The organism is Halopiger goleimassiliensis (assembly GCF_000455345.1).
Lineage (GTDB): Archaea > Halobacteriota > Halobacteria > Halobacteriales > Natrialbaceae > Halopiger_A > Halopiger_A goleimassiliensis.
In genome coordinates this window covers 67,574-82,372 of sequence record NZ_HG315691.1, presented here as the reverse complement: position 1 = coordinate 82,372, position 14,799 = coordinate 67,574, and the positions used below count along the sequence as shown (strand labels likewise).

The following is a 14,799-nucleotide window of genomic DNA, read 5'->3' as shown; positions in this document are numbered from 1 at the left end:
GTCCGGAGGTTCAAATACGGAGGGCCGGCCAGAGGCAGCGATGTTCGACACGCGACGCGGGGTCGGTGGTACCGATGGGACATAGAGCCCTCGTCGCCTACCGTCGGCCGGACGACCGTTACGATCTACGGTACAGTCACTGGGGCGGCGAGGACCCATCGCTCGCGGGGCGGATCGACGCCCACACTCCGCTGGCCGACGGCGCAGTCGACGCCAGCCCACTCGCGGAGTCGATTTCGTTCGACGGCGTGCTCACTCGGTACCTCGATCCCTGCACCTACGAACTGCTGTACGTCGTCGCGCCCGACGCGGCCTACGCCGCGGACGTCTACCGCGTCTGCTGGCTCGAGTGGGCCGACCGACCCGGAACGGACCGGGGCGTCGTCGTCGAGACGACGCCCGAACGAGACCGTGCGCTCGAGGCGTGGACTCGGGCGACGAAAACGACGCTGGCCGACGTCGTCGACATGGGACGTCTCTCCGAGAACGCAGCCCGGAACTACCTCGAGTCGCGGCTCTGTACGGACGAACGCGGCGTCGCCTACACGTATCTCGGCCGACCGAGTGGGGCGTCCGCCGCTCGAGCGGCGACGTCGTCGCGCGAGGAACGTGAAGAAAGCCGATGAAGGAAGGTCACTCGTTCCAGCGAGCGTCGGCGAGCGTGCGCTGGACGACGTCGTTACCGACCGCCTCCGCGAGCGTCTCGAAGCCGGCCCGCTCGCCGCGGTCGCCGGCGTTCGCGACCAGCCGCGAGACGATGAATTCGGGCGTCGACCGGCCGACGGTGTCGAACCGCGGCTGATAGTCCACCAGCAGTTCGAGCTCCGAGTCCAGTCCCTCGGCGAAGATCCCGTCGACCCGGGCCTCGGGGGGCAACGGCTCGAGGTCGTCCGCGAGGTGGGTGACGAACACGCCCAGCGCGTCCCGGTCGACGGTCAGCGTCACCAGTCCGTGCAACAGGTCGGCCGCACTGCCGGGTTCGGTGATCGCCTCGAACTCGTCGACCAGCATGAGCGTGCGCCCGCCGGTCGACAGCGGCGGGACGATCGAGCGCAGCGTCGACTCGAGGACGCCGGCGTTGAAACTGGCGTGGCGACGGTGGAAGACCAGCGAGTCGACGGGGGTCACCTCGGCCCGCTCGGCGGGGACGGGCAACCCCATCATCGCCAGCAAAACGACGTGACACAGCGTCTCGAGCAGCGTCGTCTTCCCGCCGCTGTTGGCCCCGGTGAGGACGGCCACCCGTTCCTCGCCCGGCGGTGCCTCGATACTGCGCGGAACGTCGGTCACTCCGTGATCGCCCAGCGCGTAGGTGATCGGCTGGACGGACTCCTCGTCGGCCGCGGCCAGGCGCAGGTTTCGGGCCTCGACGACCGACACCGCGCCCGTCTCGCCCTCGACGAACGTCGGTCGGGTGCAGTCGTACGCGAGCGCGAACCGGGCCAGCGAGAGGTGCAACGCGATGTCGTCGACTGCCGCGACGGCTTGCTCGACCGCGTCTTCGGTCTCCTCGAGCGCCGATTCGTACTCCGCCGCGACTCGCTCCTCGCGGTCGTCGATCGCCGCGGTGAGGTCACGTCGCAGCGTCCGCAGCGTCTCGCCGACGAAATCGGTCGCGTCAGTGGCGTCGGTGGGCATCGCCTCGCGGACCCGATCGATCGTCACGCTCGTCTCGCTGACGACGTGGTCCTCGAAGGCATCCCTGAACCCCTCCACGTCGCGAACGCCGTCCGAGCGCAGGTCCTCGATCAGGTTCAACGCGTTGGCGTCCATGTCCTCGATCGCGCCGAGCGCGGTTCGCAGGCGGTCGAGTTCCTCGTCCGCGCCCTCGCGAACCCGGCCGTCCTCGAGCGCGCCGAGTGCGTCCGCCGCGGCCTCGAGTCGGTCCCGCTCGAGGTCGGCGATAGCGCCGAACGGGCCGGCGTCGATCCCCGCTTCCAGGAGGGCGAGGGCGGCCTCGACCGCCGCGTGTTCGCTCTCGTCGCGCTCGTCGTAGCGGTCGTAGGCGGCGAGGACGGCTTCGCGGTCGTCCTCGTCGAGGTCGGCCCAGGCGTCCCGCGCCGCCAGGACGGCCGCGAGTCGGGACTCCATCGCCTCCCGGCTCGTCAGCGGCGTGAGCACGCGGATCCGGTCGGCCGCCCGCTGCGTGACGGCGTGCTCGACCGCGAGATCCAGCAGGTCCTTGTACGCCGCCCGTGCGTCGCTGGTCGCCAGTATCTCCATCCCGTCGCCCCCGGTGGCCCGACGCAGGATCCGCGTCGCGCGTCCGCGAGCGAGTCCGGCGTCGGCCAGCGCCCGTACGTCGCCGCTCTCGATGGCCTGAATCGCCCGCTCGCGGCCCAACTCCTCGACCAGTAGCTCCCGCGTCTTCGGACCGACACCCCAGTACTCCTCGAGTCGCATACAGGAGACGTACGAGTCGACGGTCTTGAACGCTCTGTCACGTCGTCGACACCGGCAGCCGGGACCACGGCTCCGCGACCGGCACCGATACGGGTTCGATCGCCCCTCGAGTCCGGCGGCTCACGAAATCGAAATTCTGCGCGAGAAGGTGTTTCCGCGCCGTCAGTTGGTTGGCCGCATTCTTTAAGCGGGGATCATCACAATCGATGCCCATGGCAGTGAGCGTATCGATCGTCGACACCGCCGACGCGACGCGGGTCGCCCGTCGGGCGGCGATCCACGAGGACTGCGGCGTCGGCGGTCGGCCCACGGCATCCCGTGGGACCGACTCGTCGCACACCGGCGAGATCGACGAACAGTGGACGGCAACCGCGACACCGGGCGGTGCCTCGAGGACCGGAGGCGGTCCGAGCGGCGACCGACGGTTCCGGGTCGAATCCTGATGGTCCGAGCAGTAATCGCCGACGACTCCGCCGTAATGCGGGAGACCCTCGGCAAGATCCTCGAGGACGGCGGCATCGACGTCGTCGGCCGCGCGAAAGACGGCGTCGAGGCCGTGGAGATGATCGCGGACCTCGAACCGGACGTCGCGACGATCGATATACAGATGCCGAGGCTGACCGGCCACGAGGTCATCGAGCGGGTGATGGCGGAGAACCCGACGCCGATGCTGGTCATCAGTTCGCACACGACGAAGAACGCGGACGCGACGTTCGAGGCACTCGAGGCCGGTGCCGTGGACTTCATGGCCAAACCCTCGGGCGACAACTCGGTCGACATCTGGAGTCGACAGGACGTCATCGTCGAACGCGTCCAGGCAGTCGCCGAAGCCGACGTCGGTACCGAACGGCCCGAGCGGACCGAGTCCCGCCCATCCCCGACGCCGACCGTCGATCCGGACGACGAGTTCCCGAACGATCCGACGCTGGTCATCGGAGCATCGACCGGCGGCCCCCGAGTCGTCGAACAAGTGCTCTCCGATCTCCCCGAGCGAGCGGGGTTACGAATTCTGGTGGTACAACACATGGCAGATCACTACACGAAACGCTTCGCATCGCGTCTCGACGAGCGAACCGAGTACGACATCCGGGAATCCTCCGGCCGCGAACGAGTCGGCCCGGGCGAGGGCGTGCTCGCGAAAGGCGGCACCCACCTCGCGGTGACCGGATTCACGAACGGCCAGGTCGTCGTCGACACTGACGACGGCCCCGAACGACACAACGTCAAACCGGCGATCGACGTGACGATGGAGACGGCAGCCGAGACGGTCACCGGTAACCTGGCGGGCGTCGTCCTGACCGGCATGGGTGCCGACGGGGCGGCCGGCCTCGGGGCGATCAAGGACGCCGGCGGGAAGGCCATCGTCCAGGACGAGGAGACCTCCCGCGTCTACGGCATGCCGAAAGTCGCCGCCGAACAGGTCGACGTCGACATGGTACTGCCGAAAGGGCGGATCGCCGAGGGCATCACGAACGCCTTCATGGGGTGGTCGGCGTGAGCGACCCCACCAGCACCTTCGTCCAGGAGAGCCAGGAGGACATCCAGACGCTCAACAACGCCCTGCTCGAGCTCGAGGAGGCCGACGATCCGGAGAACTCCGACGCCATCGAGACGGTGTTCCGGGTCGCGCACAACCTCAAGGGCAACTTCGGCGTGATGGGCTACACCGACGCGAGCAACATGGCCCACGCCGTCGAGGACCTGCTCGACTGCATCCGCGACGGCGAACTCGCGGTCACCGGCGAGCGGATGGACCTCATCTTCAGCGGGGTCGACCAGCTCGAGCAGATGGTCCGGGAGATCTCGGACGACGGCGAGACGAAGACCGATCCCGGGGCGACGATCGAGGAGATCCGCGCCTCGATCGAGGACGGTGAGAGCGGGATGGCCGACGAAGACGCGACGGCCGACGACGACGCCGGCGACGACGGCATCGAGCCGGCGAGCGAGGTCCCCGTCGAGGACCTCGCGGAGGACGTCGGCGAGGAGTTCGCAGGCGAGGTCTTCCAGGCGGTCCTCGAGTTCGAACAGACCGGGTCCGAACACGTCGACGCGATGTTCGTCCTCGACGCGGCCGACGACGAGTACGAACGCCTCCGGACCGTTCCCGACGAGGAAGGGATCGAAGACGGCGAGTTCGACGGCTCGTTCGACCTCTACGTGAGTGCCGAGGAGGACGTCTCCGCCGCGGACGTCGAGGGGTTCTTCCAGGACAATCGGTACGTCGAGGACGCGTCGGTCGCGCGAGTGACCGCCGAGGTCGAGGCGGCGTTCGCCGACGAGGAGGAGGACGACGAGACGTCGGATTCGGGTTCGAGTTTGACCCACGATAGTCAGGAAGTCGAGTCGATCCGGGTCGACGTCGAGCAGATCGACCAGCTGTACAACCAGGTCGAGGAGATGGTCACAAGCCGGATCAAACTCCGGAAGATCATCGAGGAGAACGACCTCGTCGAGGCCGAGGACGAACTCGAGGAGCACGGCAAGATCACCTCGAGCCTGCAGGATACCGTCCTCGAGATCCGCCTGGTGCCGCTGAAGAAGATCGTCGGCAACTTCCCGCGGGTCGTTCGCGACATCTCCCGCAAGCAGGGCAAGGAGATCGACTTCCAGATGGAGGGGGTCGACATCGAGATGGATCGTTCGATCCTCAACGAACTGGGCGATCCCCTGATGCACCTCATCCGGAACGCGGTCGATCACGGGATCGAACCGCCCGAAGAACGCGAGAAGAAGGGCAAACCCCGCGAGGGGACGATCAAGCTCATCGGGGAGCGCGAACGCGACCGCGTCTCCGTGACCGTCCAGGACGACGGCAGCGGACTCGACGTCGAGCGCATCAAGGAGAAGGCGATCGAACAGGGCGTCATCACCGAGGAAGAGGGTCGCATGCTCGACGACTCGGAGGTGTACGACCTGATCTTCCACCCCGGCTTCTCGACGACCGAGGAGGTCACCGAAGTCAGTGGCCGCGGCGTCGGAATGGACGTCGTCAACCAGGTCGTCCGCAGCGTCGACGGCTCGATCAACGTCGAGAGCGAACCCGGAGCCGGTACGAGCGTCACGCTGATGCTACCCGTCAGCGTCGCCATCGTCCGCGTCCTCTTCGTGACCGTCGGCGACGAGAAGTACGGCATCCCGATCAAGAACATCGACGAAATCTCGGAACTCGAGGACGTCACCGTCGAATCCGTCGAGGGACGGGCGACGATCACTCACGACGACCAGGTCTATCCGCTCCTGTCGCTCTCTGATCGCCTCGACGTCCCCGACACCGAGGTCGGTGACGACGACATGGTCGTCCGCATCAAAGACTCCGTCCGACAGGTCTGTCTGCGCTGTTCCGACGTCGTCGGACAGGAAGAAGTCGTCATCAAGCCCTTCGAAGGCGTTCTGAGCGGTGCCCCGGGGATCAGCGGGGCGTCGGTGCTCGGCGAAGGGGAAGTCGTGATGATCCTCGACGTCGACACGCTGTAGCCGGCCGATTCAGCACTCAGTTCTTCGATTCGTCCGAATCCGCGTTCGCGTCCCCGTCGGCTTCCGACGAGCGACCGCGAAGTTCGTCGATCCGATCGCTCAGGGACGGCTCCCCGTCCGCCGATTCCGAGTCGTTCGGCTCCGGCGATTCGTCGGGTTCCGAGGCGTCCCCGTCGCTGGAGCGATCCGGACGGTCGGCGTCGGTACCCCTCACGTCGCTGACGGGTCGCCCGAACACCGTTCGCTCCTCGTCCCCGTAGAGTCGATCGTCGCTCTCCCGATCGAGGAACGAGGGCCGGCGGACGCGATCGGTGCTGTCGTCCGGCAGGGTATCGATGTCGATCAACCCCAGTGCATCGGGCAGCGACCCCTCTGGGTCGCCCCAGTCGAGGTCGTCTTCCTCGTGGTCCGGTGGAGTGATCTCGATCTTCTCCTCGACGAGTTCTTCCCACAGCGCCTCGGCGTCGTCGATCGGCGACGCCGCCGCGTCGTCGCGTCCCTTCTGGTAGGCGAGTTCGACGAAGCTCCGGTCGTAGGTTCGGGACACCGCGTCGGTGAGTCGCTCGAGTTCCTCAGGATGGTGCTCGCCCAGCCGCGTCGCGACGCCGAGTGCGTAGGCCCGGAGGACGATTTCGTCCCGATCGTCGATCGTCTTCCAGTCGGTACCGAACGATTCCTCGTACATCTCAGGCCTGGACCTTCTCGTCGGGGAGCACGCGCAACCCACGGTCGGTGAACTCCACCTTGCGAATGTCACAGTCGATCTCGGTCCCCCGCATCTTGATGATCTGGATGCCCCGCGTCATGCTCCCCGAGTCGAGGTAGTTGTGCATGAAGATCACGCCGTGTGCCAGATAGTGGCCGTCGGTGTAGGAGGTCGGATCGGTCATCTCCGAGATCAACATCACCGTCGCGTCGGCGCGTTTGAGCGTCGAGAGGAACTTCACGAGCGCCCCGAGGTCGTCCGAGAAGTAGTACTCGAGCAACATCGTCGAGTCGATGACCAGTCGATCGACGCCCCGGGACTCCACGAACGCGACCAGTTGGTTGGCGAGGTTGTCGACGTTCGTGGGGAACTCGCCGCTGCTGCGCGAGGACGACGAGAGGAGTCGCTGTGCTTCACTGTCGAAGACGTTCAGGACCTTCACGTGACCGGATTTGACAGCCTGGTCGAAGCCGAACTCGTAGCTCCCCATGTCGGAGACGAGTTCGGCTTCGGTCTCGTGAAGGGTCAGAAAGAGGGTCGTCTCGCCGTCGACCGCCCCGTTCGTGACGAACTGCGAGCAGAACGTCGTCTTGCCGCTTCCGGGTGGGCCACTGACGATGTAGAGACGATCCTTCAGGAGACCGCCGTCGACGAGTGCGTCGAAACCCGGCACGCCGGATGAAATTCGCATCGTCGGGAACGAGGCACGGTTTCGGTAAATAAATTCCCCGATTTTCTCAGACGCGCCATCGCCGAAACGATGGGAAACTGGTCGACGAGGGGACTGGGCCGGGCGTGAACGGGCTATATTGGGGCTACAGGAGAGACTGCCGACGACTCGTCGAATCGTGCGACGTGACGATCGCGGATCGCTCGATAGGTCCCATCCGAAACGGCCAAACGCGTTGGCGTCCACAGCTAGCCTATGAACTTCGCGCCGGGTGCCTGGAAGTACGCCATTTTCCCCCTGTTGGCAGCACCGTTCGCGCTGCTGATCAGCGCCGGCGCTGGCCTCGCCACCCTCGCGCTTGCGGTGGGCACGCTCGCGTTCTTCCGCGACCCCGACCGGAATCCGCCGCCGACGGGAGTCGTCTCGCCGGCAGACGGAACCGTCTCGGTACTCCGGGAGGAAGGCGACCGCGTCCGACTCGGCGTCTTCATGAACGTCTGGCACGTCCACGTCGTCCGCGCACCCGTCGCCGCCAGCGTCGTCGACGTCGAACACGTCTCCGGTGCGCACCGCCCGGCCTTCTCGAAGGACTCCGATCGGAACGAGCGAGTCCACCTCGCGCTCGAGACCGATTCGCCGAATCTCCCCGACGCTAGCGGACGCGAGGCCGACGCTACCCAGGACGCGACGGTGACGCTCGTCGCCGGCGCGTTCGCCCGTCGCATCTTCCCGTACGTCGAACCGGGCGACGACGTAGAGCGCGGCGACCGCCTCGGCCACATCGCCTTCGGGAGCCGCGTCGACCTCGTCTTCCCGCCGTCCGTCGATCCCGAAGACCTCGCCGTCGAACCCGGCGATTCGGCGACCGCCGGCGAAACGGTCGTTCTCGAGGGCGACGTCCCCGAGGCCCCCTTCGACGTCACCATCGAGGGTGTCGATACCACAGGCGAGGAGCGAAACACCGACGTCGACGGCGAGGACGCCGCCTCGAGCGCGTCCTGACCGCCGGGCGTCGTCACCCGTCGCGGCGGTCGGCGCGATGCGGTAATTCATAACCCCCTCGAGATACTCGGCTAGAGTATGGACGATTCGAACGGTCAGGCGCAGGAGCAGGACGCTCGGTTCCCGGACGGCTTTCGGTTCGAGACGCGGTCGATCCACGCCGGCCAGGAGCCTGATCCCGAGACGGGCGCGTTGATGACGCCGATCCACGCCAACTCCACGTATAAGCAGGACGCCCCGGGCGACCACCGCGGCTACGAGTACTCCCGGACCGGAAATCCGACCCGGACGGACCTCGAGGAGAACCTCGCGAGCCTCGAGAACGCCGCCCACGGCCGCGCGTTCGCCAGCGGGATGGCCTCGATCAACACCGTGCTCAATCTGCTCGAGGCGGGCGACCACGTCGTGACGGGCAACGACGTCTACGGCGGGACCCACCGTATCTTCACCCAGGTGTACGAGGACTACGACCTCGAGTTCTCCTTCGTCGACATGACCGATCTCGACGCCATCGCTGACGCCTTCCGCGAGGAGACGGAACTGCTCTGGCTCGAGACGCCGACGAACCCGCTCATGTCGATCGTCGATATCGAGGGTGCGGCCGAAATCGCCCACGAGCACGACGCCCTCTGCGCGATCGACAACACGTTCGCGACGCCGTACCTCCAGCGCCCCCTCGATCTCGGCGCGGACGTCGTCTCGCACTCGCTCACCAAATACCTCGGCGGCCACTCGGACGTCGTCGGCGGCGCGCTCCTGACCAACGACGAGAACCTCGACGAGCGGTTCGGCTTCTACCAGAACGCCGTCGGAGCGACGCCCGGCCCCTTCGAGTCGTTCCTCGTCCTCCGGGGTACCAAGACGCTCCCCGTCCGCATGGACCGCCACTGCGAGAACGCCCGCGCGATAGCCGAGTGGCTCCAGGACCACCCGGAGGTCGAGCGGGTGTACTACCCCGGTCTCGAGAGTCACCCCGGTCACGAGATCGCCCGCCAGCAGATGGACGACTTCGGCGGCATGCTGAGCTTCGAACTCGACGCCAGCCTCGAGGAGACGAGCGAGGTCGTCTCGAACACCGAGGTCTTCACCCTCGCGGAGAGTCTGGGCGGCGTCGAGAGCCTGATCGAACAGCCCGCGCCGATGACCCACGCCGCGATCCCCCGCGAGGAACGGCTCGAGGCCGGCCTCACCGACGGCTTGATCCGCGTCTCCGTCGGCGTCGAACACGTCGACGACCTGATTGCCGACCTCGAGGGGGCGATCGACGCCGTTCTGGGCTGAGCGGCGACTGGCTTCGGAGTCGGCGTCGAACCGATGTTACACCTCTCCCCGTACTGCGAGGTGCGAGCGAAGGATCGTCTCGAACCCGTCGAGATACGACGCACCGTCGACGGACTCGAGCGAGGGAACGATCCGCGACGCCGCGTCGTATTCGGCGTACCACCGCTCGAGTAGCGCCGTTTCGACGCTGGAGTCGTCGATCGCGTCGACGATCGGTCCGACGGTCTCGGCGGTCGGCTCCCGCTGAATCGCCCGGATATCACCTCGCGTGATCACCCCCGTCTCGAGTGCGCGGGCGACGACGCCGGAGCTACAGTCGCCGTCGTGGAGTTCCCGTTCCCAGGAGGCGATCCAGTTGCCGATCCGGGCCATCCGCTGGGTGTGCGCACAGAGGTCACGAAGCGTCGCCAGGTCGCTCGTCTCGAACGGCCGTCCGGCCGCGAGGTCGACGTCCGCGTAACAGAAGACGACCATGTTGTGGACGTCGTGTTCCCACAGTTCCCGCGTGGAGAGGAGGGCTGGCTGGCGCTCGAGGAGCGACGAGTACTCGATCGCGCGCAACACCTGTCGCAGGTCGAAGCGCAACAGGCGGTCGAGCTCGTCGCTGCGCGGACACCGGTCGTACAGCGTTCGGAACCGGTTCCACAGTCGACGGGCGAATCGGATCACGTCGCCGTCTACGGCGGGCCGTTCGGGATCGACCCGCGAACGCTCGAAGGGGATCGTCGCGAGTTCGTCGAACGTCGCCCGGTCACCGTGACGTTCGGCGACGTCGTCCGTGAGGGTGACGTACACCGACAGCAGCAGTTTCATCTCACGAGTCGTTCGACGCCGATCCTCGTCGACGCAGGAGAGCCTGAACGCCGGGAAGACGTGGTAGAGCCACTGCCAGAGCGATCGGTCTCGGATGCCGACGACCGCATCGTACTCGTCGGCGATCGGGAGCAGGTCGTCAGGGAGCGGCTGGCTTCGGTCGATCGGATCGGTCACGTTCTCCGGCGGCGAGAGGGGACGGCCACGTTGCATACGCGGATCGCCGGGCCTACCCCGGTGTTCGTATATAAACCTGCGTCCCGGTGTCGGTCGTGCCCCCGTGATTCGCGACTCGGCCGCCATCCCGTCCGACCGGCCGTCGACCGTACGACCTTTCGTCCAGGCGGTCGACCAGCGGGGTATGAGCGACCGTGACGACGCAGGAGTCCACGCGCTTCCGATCACGACCGAGTACGGTGGCCGCGAGATCACCCTCACGCCGTCGGTCGTCGAAACCGACCGCGGACTCGTCTTGCTCGACGTTGGCCCCGAAGGAGCCGTCGGTGACCTCCGCGTCCACCTCGAGAGCATCGGGTACGCGCTCGAGGACGTGTGGCTGGTGCTGTGTACTCACCACGACGGCGACCACGTGGCCGGCCTCGCGGAACTGCTCGAGTACACGGACGCGGTCGTCGCCACACACTGCGACGAGGCACCGTACGTTCGGGGAGATCGCGACCCGATCAAGGGCGGCGACGGCTATACCCCGGTGACGGTCGACCTGGAACTCGCCGACGGCGTTCGGTTCCCGACGGTCGCCGGTCCGATGGAGGTCGTCGCGACGCCCGGCCACGCGCCCGGTCACGTCTCGCTGTACTTCCCTGATGGGAACCTCCTGATCGCCGGCGACGCGCTCGTGGCCGACGGCGACGGACCGCTCGCGGGACCGAAACCCGAGTTCACGCCTGACCTGGATCGCGCCTACGAGTCGGTCGCCCGCCTCGCCGACCTCGAGATCGATCACGTCGTCTGCTACCACGGCGGCTACGTCGAGGCAGGCAGCGATCGAATCGAGTCGATAGCCGCGCGGTGATCGACAGGAACCCGACAGGGGACTCGGCGACCCATCTCCGACACAAGGCATTTATCCAACCTCTCGGTGGCCGAAATATGAACAGACGGTCCCTGCTCGCGTCGCTCGCCGTTTCCACCCCTGCGGTGGCAGGCTGTACCGCCGTCCGGGACCAGGTGTCGACTGGTGCTGACGACGCGGCCGAAACCAACGACGAGGGCGGTCCCGAGGACGAATCGACCGACAGCAACTCGTTCACTCCGGCGGACGTCTCGGAATCCCGGATTCAGGCCTGCGAAATCGCCCACATCGAACGGCACGACGAACTGCCGGGCGAAGACGAACTCGAGGCGGACGAGACCGTCAGTGACCTCATTTCGATAGCGCCCCGCGTTCACTCCGTCGAGGAGTACGACGACGAGTGGGTTATGGCCAGGGTCGGGACGTTCTGGGGCTACGAAGTGGAGCACGGTGAGCAACTCACGATTCGATCGGTCGACGATCCCGACGAGTCGGCCGACCACCCCGCGACCGACGAGAAACCCCTTGCCGACCTCGAGACGTTCAACGAACGCACTACGGCGGTCGCGAACGGCGAGACGAACACAGCGAGGCTACTGAGTTACGAGCACGAGGAGTACGAAGAGACCGTCGACGCGTTCCTCGACGTCGCCGGCGACGCGTTCGAACTCGACGACGACTGGGAAACCGACCCGGTCCGCTTCGAACACGACGGGGCGATCCTCGAGGCTCGCCGTGAAATCGTCAGTGAGTACGTGCACTACAGCCACTTTGGGACGTACTTCGTCTCCGAATCGGAGATCCGCCGGGGCGACGACACCATCGACGAGCCGTCCGCAGCCGAGCCGATCGATTGCTGATACGGTCTACTGTACGTCAGTGCCGGCACAACCGTGACTCGGACGGCGGGTGCGCCGGGAAATCGGCAACCCGATCCGTACACGTCGGTCCTCCCGAGCAGCTTCCGCATCTCCGCTACTCCCGCACGACCTGCCCCTCGAGGTAGTTTTCCGTCCGATCGGTGGTCGAGCGGCTGGGTTTGCGGAACGTGACGACGCGGTCGCCGTCCTCGGTCCGGTCCTCGAGGACGTCGACCGCCAGCCCCTGGCCCCGGAGGTGCTCGAGCAGGGCGTCGATCGTCTCCCCGCTCGCGCGGACGGTGTGTTCCTTGCCGGCGACACCGCCCGCGTCGATCGTCTCGATGGTCTCGCACATGGACAGCAGGATCGCTTCGCCGAGGTCGTGGGCGCGGGCGGCGGCCTCGTCGGTCGATTCGTCCCACTCGACCGACTGGAAGGCCTCGCGAATCAGCCGCCGGAAGACGAACGAGCGGCCGTACTCGAAGGGCAGCGAGAACGCGTAGGCCAGGTCGCCCCGGTTGGCGGCCGACGTGGTGTACTTCAACTGCGTCGTCGCGTCGGGGGATTTCATCACGACGCCCTCGCGATCCTGGGCGTCCAGTTCGTCGACGATCCGACGAACCTCCCCGGCGGCTTCGTCACGGTCGAAGGTCCCCAGCGAGGGCGCTTGTGGGACGGCGAACCGGTCGTACCGGCGTCTACGCTCCTCCACTGGCAGCGGGTGGCCCGTGACGCGGTCGCGCCAGTCGAACGCGCGAAACGCGATCGAGTCTATCCCGTCGTACTCGTGGGCGGTGTAGGGGTTCTCGGGGCCGATCATCTCTCCGCAAACCATCGCCTCGGGGTGGGCCTCGAACAGACCCTCGAGCGCGAGGTCCCGCTCGACGATCCGGGTCGTGAACGGACAGACGATGCCGCTACGGGAGAACGCCAGCAGCTCCCCGTCGACGCGGGCGATGCGGACGTTGTAGCCGTTGAGTTTCTCCTCGACGGCGACCGTCCGCGCGTCGAACCCTTCGGGGATTCCCGTCTCGAGCACCAGCGTTCGCGGAACCTTCGGGAATCCCCGGACGACGGTTCCCTCGATGAGGACGGTTCCACGTTCGACGCCACGGCGGGCGTCCGGGACGTGCCGATACGTCCGGCCCTCGTAGTCGCGCTCCTCGAGGTGGTCGGCGAGGCCGTCGAACGCCGTCGGTCCGATTCCGAGCAGTTTGTGGTACTCGGTAGCACTCATCATTGCTCGTCCCACGTGGAGACGGAAAGAGCCCCGGCCCTGCGCCGCCCCGTCGTCTCCGCAACGGCCGGGTGGAAGCGGAATTCTCATCGGGCTCGAGCCGCTAGTCCGTAGCAATGCGAATCGAACTTCGCGTCTGCCAACACTGTCTCGAGGGGGACCACGGTGCCGACGAGCAGAAGACGAACCTGCTGCAGGACATGGTCGCGTGTGCGGAAGTGATCAAAGAGCACAAGGAGGCGATCGACCTCGACGCCGTCCACATCCGCCGCGTGCGCGACGACGAACCCGGCAAACCCGAGGCGCTGCCGGTCGTCGCGGCGACGATCCAGAACGACCAGGTCGTGCTGAACGACACCCAACTGGTCGCCGAGGGACAGGACGGGAACATGTTGCTGTACGCGAACCCGGACGACATCCTGACGGTGCTGGCCGGCAACGTCGACGAAATAAGCAAGGCCGTCCACGAGGACGTCACGGTCGACCTCTCGGAGATCGGCGCGAAGATCGTCTCCCAGGCGGGGCTGGGTGCGAAGGTCAACAAGGACGACTAACCGATCGTCTCCCGGTCGGGCTGTTGGTATTTTCCGCCCTCGCGTGGTACTCCCGGTATGTCACGCGAGGCGTTCAAACAGCGGTTCGTCCTCGACACGTCGGTGTTCATCACCGACGAGATCCGCCGCGACGACGAGGACGTCGAGGCGGCCGTCCGTCGACTGCTCGAGTTGATCGCCAACGCGCGGCTCAATCTCGGGGTCTCCTGTTACGTCCCGCCGACGATCCACGACGAACTCACGACGATGCTCGAGGCGCGGGAGGTCGGCGACGACGTGTTCTCGAAGCTGAACACGTGGGTCATCCGGAAACACCCGGACCGGTACGGCGTCTCGATCCCGGCGAACGTCGTCTACAGCTTCGTCGACGAGATGAGCGACCGCGTCGACCGCGGCCTGCGGGTCTCAGAGAAGGCCGTTCGACGGGCCGAGGAGTCGGTCGACGAACCGCTCGAGGATCACGAACACATGACCGAAGTCGACGCGGTCGTCTCCGACCTTCGCGAGAAGTACCGCCGGGCCATGCGGACCGGCGTGCTCGACTCCCGCGAGGACTTCGACCTGTTGATCCTCGCGCGGGAACTCGACGCCGGCGTCGTCACCGAGGACAACGGGATCATCGACTGGACAGAGGACTTCGGTCTGCGATTCATCCGCGGCCGGGAGTTCCCGGACCTTCTGGAACAGTATCTCACCGCCGTCGATCCGGAGTCCAAGCGAACGATCGACTGACCCGGACGTGGCGCTGACAGCGTTCGGCGGA

Annotated in this window: 15 protein-coding genes; 10 read left to right on the top strand and 5 right to left on the bottom strand. The window is 66.6% G+C overall.

Features of this window, described 5'->3' with window-relative positions:
• The first annotated feature begins 74 nt into the window (after nt 1-74).
• Entirely contained in the window at nt 75-626 is a 552-nt protein-coding gene (locus TX79_RS15235; RefSeq protein ID WP_049928507.1) for a DUF6735 family protein, read from the top strand.
• 7 nt (nt 627-633) lie between these two features.
• Here TX79_RS15235 and TX79_RS15230 read toward each other — a convergent pair whose 3' ends face one another.
• Nucleotides 634-2,403, bottom strand: coding sequence for a MutS-related protein (locus TX79_RS15230; RefSeq protein WP_049928506.1), 1,770 nt, complete (start codon nt 2,401-2,403; stop codon nt 634-636).
• Nucleotides 2,404-2,615: 212 nt separating this feature from the next.
• Here TX79_RS15230 and TX79_RS15225 point away from each other — a divergent pair, with 212 nt between their 5' ends.
• From TX79_RS15225 to cheA, 3 genes are read left to right on the top strand one after another with little or no spacing between them, the layout of a single operon-like run.
• A complete protein-coding gene (locus TX79_RS15225) occupies nt 2,616-2,846 on the top strand; it encodes a hypothetical protein (RefSeq protein ID WP_049928505.1) in 231 nt (76 codons plus the stop codon).
• A complete protein-coding gene (gene cheB / locus TX79_RS15220) occupies nt 2,846-3,901 on the top strand; it encodes a chemotaxis-specific protein-glutamate methyltransferase CheB (protein ID WP_049928504.1) in 1,056 nt (351 codons plus the stop codon). Before TX79_RS15225 ends, cheB begins: the two co-directional genes overlap by 1 nt.
• Nucleotides 3,889-5,880: a chemotaxis protein CheA gene (gene cheA, locus TX79_RS15215; RefSeq protein WP_049928503.1), complete on the top strand. Its 1,992-nt coding sequence runs from the start codon at nt 3,889-3,891 to the stop codon at nt 5,878-5,880. Before cheB ends, cheA begins: the two co-directional genes overlap by 13 nt.
• Before the next feature lie 16 nt (nt 5,881-5,896).
• On the opposite strand, the gene TX79_RS15210 is transcribed toward cheA, so the two are convergent.
• Nucleotides 5,897-6,565 carry a hypothetical protein gene (locus TX79_RS15210; protein ID WP_049928502.1) on the bottom strand — a complete coding sequence of 223 codons (669 nt, stop codon included), beginning with the start codon at nt 6,563-6,565 and terminating at the stop codon, nt 5,897-5,899.
• A gap of 1 nt (nt 6,566) precedes the next feature.
• Nucleotides 6,567-7,277 (bottom strand): RAD55 family ATPase, encoded by a 711-nt coding sequence (locus TX79_RS15205; RefSeq protein ID WP_049928501.1) that lies wholly within the window; start codon nt 7,275-7,277, stop codon nt 6,567-6,569.
• A 234-nt stretch (nt 7,278-7,511) separates the two neighbouring features.
• On the opposite strand from TX79_RS15205, the gene TX79_RS15200 reads away from it, so the two are divergent.
• Nucleotides 7,512-8,258, top strand: coding sequence for a protein sorting system archaetidylserine decarboxylase (locus TX79_RS15200; RefSeq protein ID WP_049928500.1), 747 nt, complete (start codon nt 7,512-7,514; stop codon nt 8,256-8,258).
• Between the two features lie 78 nt (nt 8,259-8,336).
• Nucleotides 8,337-9,539 carry a cystathionine gamma-synthase gene (locus tag TX79_RS15195; RefSeq protein WP_049928499.1) on the top strand — a complete coding sequence of 401 codons (1,203 nt, stop codon included), beginning with the start codon at nt 8,337-8,339 and terminating at the stop codon, nt 9,537-9,539.
• A gap of 36 nt (nt 9,540-9,575) precedes the next feature.
• Here the strand turns inward: TX79_RS15195 and TX79_RS15190 are convergent, their stop codons facing one another.
• Nucleotides 9,576-10,565 carry a hypothetical protein gene (locus TX79_RS15190; RefSeq protein ID WP_049928498.1) on the bottom strand — a complete coding sequence of 330 codons (990 nt, stop codon included), beginning with the start codon at nt 10,563-10,565 and terminating at the stop codon, nt 9,576-9,578.
• 148 nt (nt 10,566-10,713) lie between these two features.
• On the opposite strand from TX79_RS15190, the gene TX79_RS15185 reads away from it, so the two are divergent.
• Together TX79_RS15185 and TX79_RS15180 are read left to right on the top strand one after the other, a co-directional pair.
• Nucleotides 10,714-11,385 carry an MBL fold metallo-hydrolase gene (locus tag TX79_RS15185; RefSeq protein ID WP_049929218.1) on the top strand — a complete coding sequence of 224 codons (672 nt, stop codon included), beginning with the start codon at nt 10,714-10,716 and terminating at the stop codon, nt 11,383-11,385.
• Nucleotides 11,386-11,462: 77 nt separating this feature from the next.
• Complete coding sequence (locus TX79_RS15180) at nt 11,463-12,245, top strand: hypothetical protein (protein WP_049928497.1); 783 nt, start codon at nt 11,463-11,465, stop codon at nt 12,243-12,245.
• 115 nt (nt 12,246-12,360) lie between these two features.
• Here TX79_RS15180 and TX79_RS15175 read toward each other — a convergent pair whose 3' ends face one another.
• Entirely contained in the window at nt 12,361-13,482 is a 1,122-nt protein-coding gene (locus tag TX79_RS15175; protein ID WP_049929217.1) for an RNA ligase, read from the bottom strand.
• 116 nt (nt 13,483-13,598) lie between these two features.
• Between TX79_RS15175 and TX79_RS15170 the strand changes: the two genes are divergently transcribed.
• Nucleotides 13,599-14,036 carry a hypothetical protein gene (locus TX79_RS15170; RefSeq protein ID WP_049928496.1) on the top strand — a complete coding sequence of 146 codons (438 nt, stop codon included), beginning with the start codon at nt 13,599-13,601 and terminating at the stop codon, nt 14,034-14,036.
• A 57-nt stretch (nt 14,037-14,093) separates the two neighbouring features.
• On the top strand, nt 14,094-14,768 hold the full coding sequence (locus tag TX79_RS15165; RefSeq protein WP_049928495.1) for an RNA ligase partner protein: 675 nt from the start codon (nt 14,094-14,096) through the stop codon (nt 14,766-14,768).
• Nucleotides 14,769-14,799 lie beyond the last annotated feature (31 nt).

Bases quoted from the DNA above. Each gene is read 5' to 3' on its own strand.
- TX79_RS15230 (WP_049928506.1), bottom strand. From the start codon at position 2,403: ATGCGACTCGAGGAGTACTGGGGTGTCGGTCCGAAGACGCGGGAGCTA.
- TX79_RS15225 (WP_049928505.1), top strand. From the start codon at position 2,616: ATGGCAGTGAGCGTATCGATCGTCGACACCGCCGACGCGACGCGGGTC.
- TX79_RS15185 (WP_049929218.1), top strand. From the start codon at position 10,714: ATGAGCGACCGTGACGACGCAGGAGTCCACGCGCTTCCGATCACGACC.
- TX79_RS15170 (WP_049928496.1), top strand. From the start codon at position 13,599: ATGCGAATCGAACTTCGCGTCTGCCAACACTGTCTCGAGGGGGACCAC.
- TX79_RS15235 (WP_049928507.1), top strand. From the start codon at position 75: ATGGGACATAGAGCCCTCGTCGCCTACCGTCGGCCGGACGACCGTTAC.
- TX79_RS15210 (WP_049928502.1), bottom strand. From the start codon at position 6,565: ATGTACGAGGAATCGTTCGGTACCGACTGGAAGACGATCGACGATCGG.
- TX79_RS15205 (WP_049928501.1), bottom strand. From the start codon at position 7,277: ATGCGAATTTCATCCGGCGTGCCGGGTTTCGACGCACTCGTCGACGGC.
- TX79_RS15175 (WP_049929217.1), bottom strand. From the start codon at position 13,482: ATGAGTGCTACCGAGTACCACAAACTGCTCGGAATCGGACCGACGGCG.
- TX79_RS15195 (WP_049928499.1), top strand. From the start codon at position 8,337: ATGGACGATTCGAACGGTCAGGCGCAGGAGCAGGACGCTCGGTTCCCG.
- TX79_RS15165 (WP_049928495.1), top strand. From the start codon at position 14,094: ATGTCACGCGAGGCGTTCAAACAGCGGTTCGTCCTCGACACGTCGGTG.
- cheB (WP_049928504.1), top strand. From the start codon at position 2,846: ATGGTCCGAGCAGTAATCGCCGACGACTCCGCCGTAATGCGGGAGACC.
- TX79_RS15180 (WP_049928497.1), top strand. From the start codon at position 11,463: ATGAACAGACGGTCCCTGCTCGCGTCGCTCGCCGTTTCCACCCCTGCG.
- TX79_RS15190 (WP_049928498.1), bottom strand. From the start codon at position 10,565: ATGCAACGTGGCCGTCCCCTCTCGCCGCCGGAGAACGTGACCGATCCG.
- TX79_RS15200 (WP_049928500.1), top strand. From the start codon at position 7,512: ATGAACTTCGCGCCGGGTGCCTGGAAGTACGCCATTTTCCCCCTGTTG.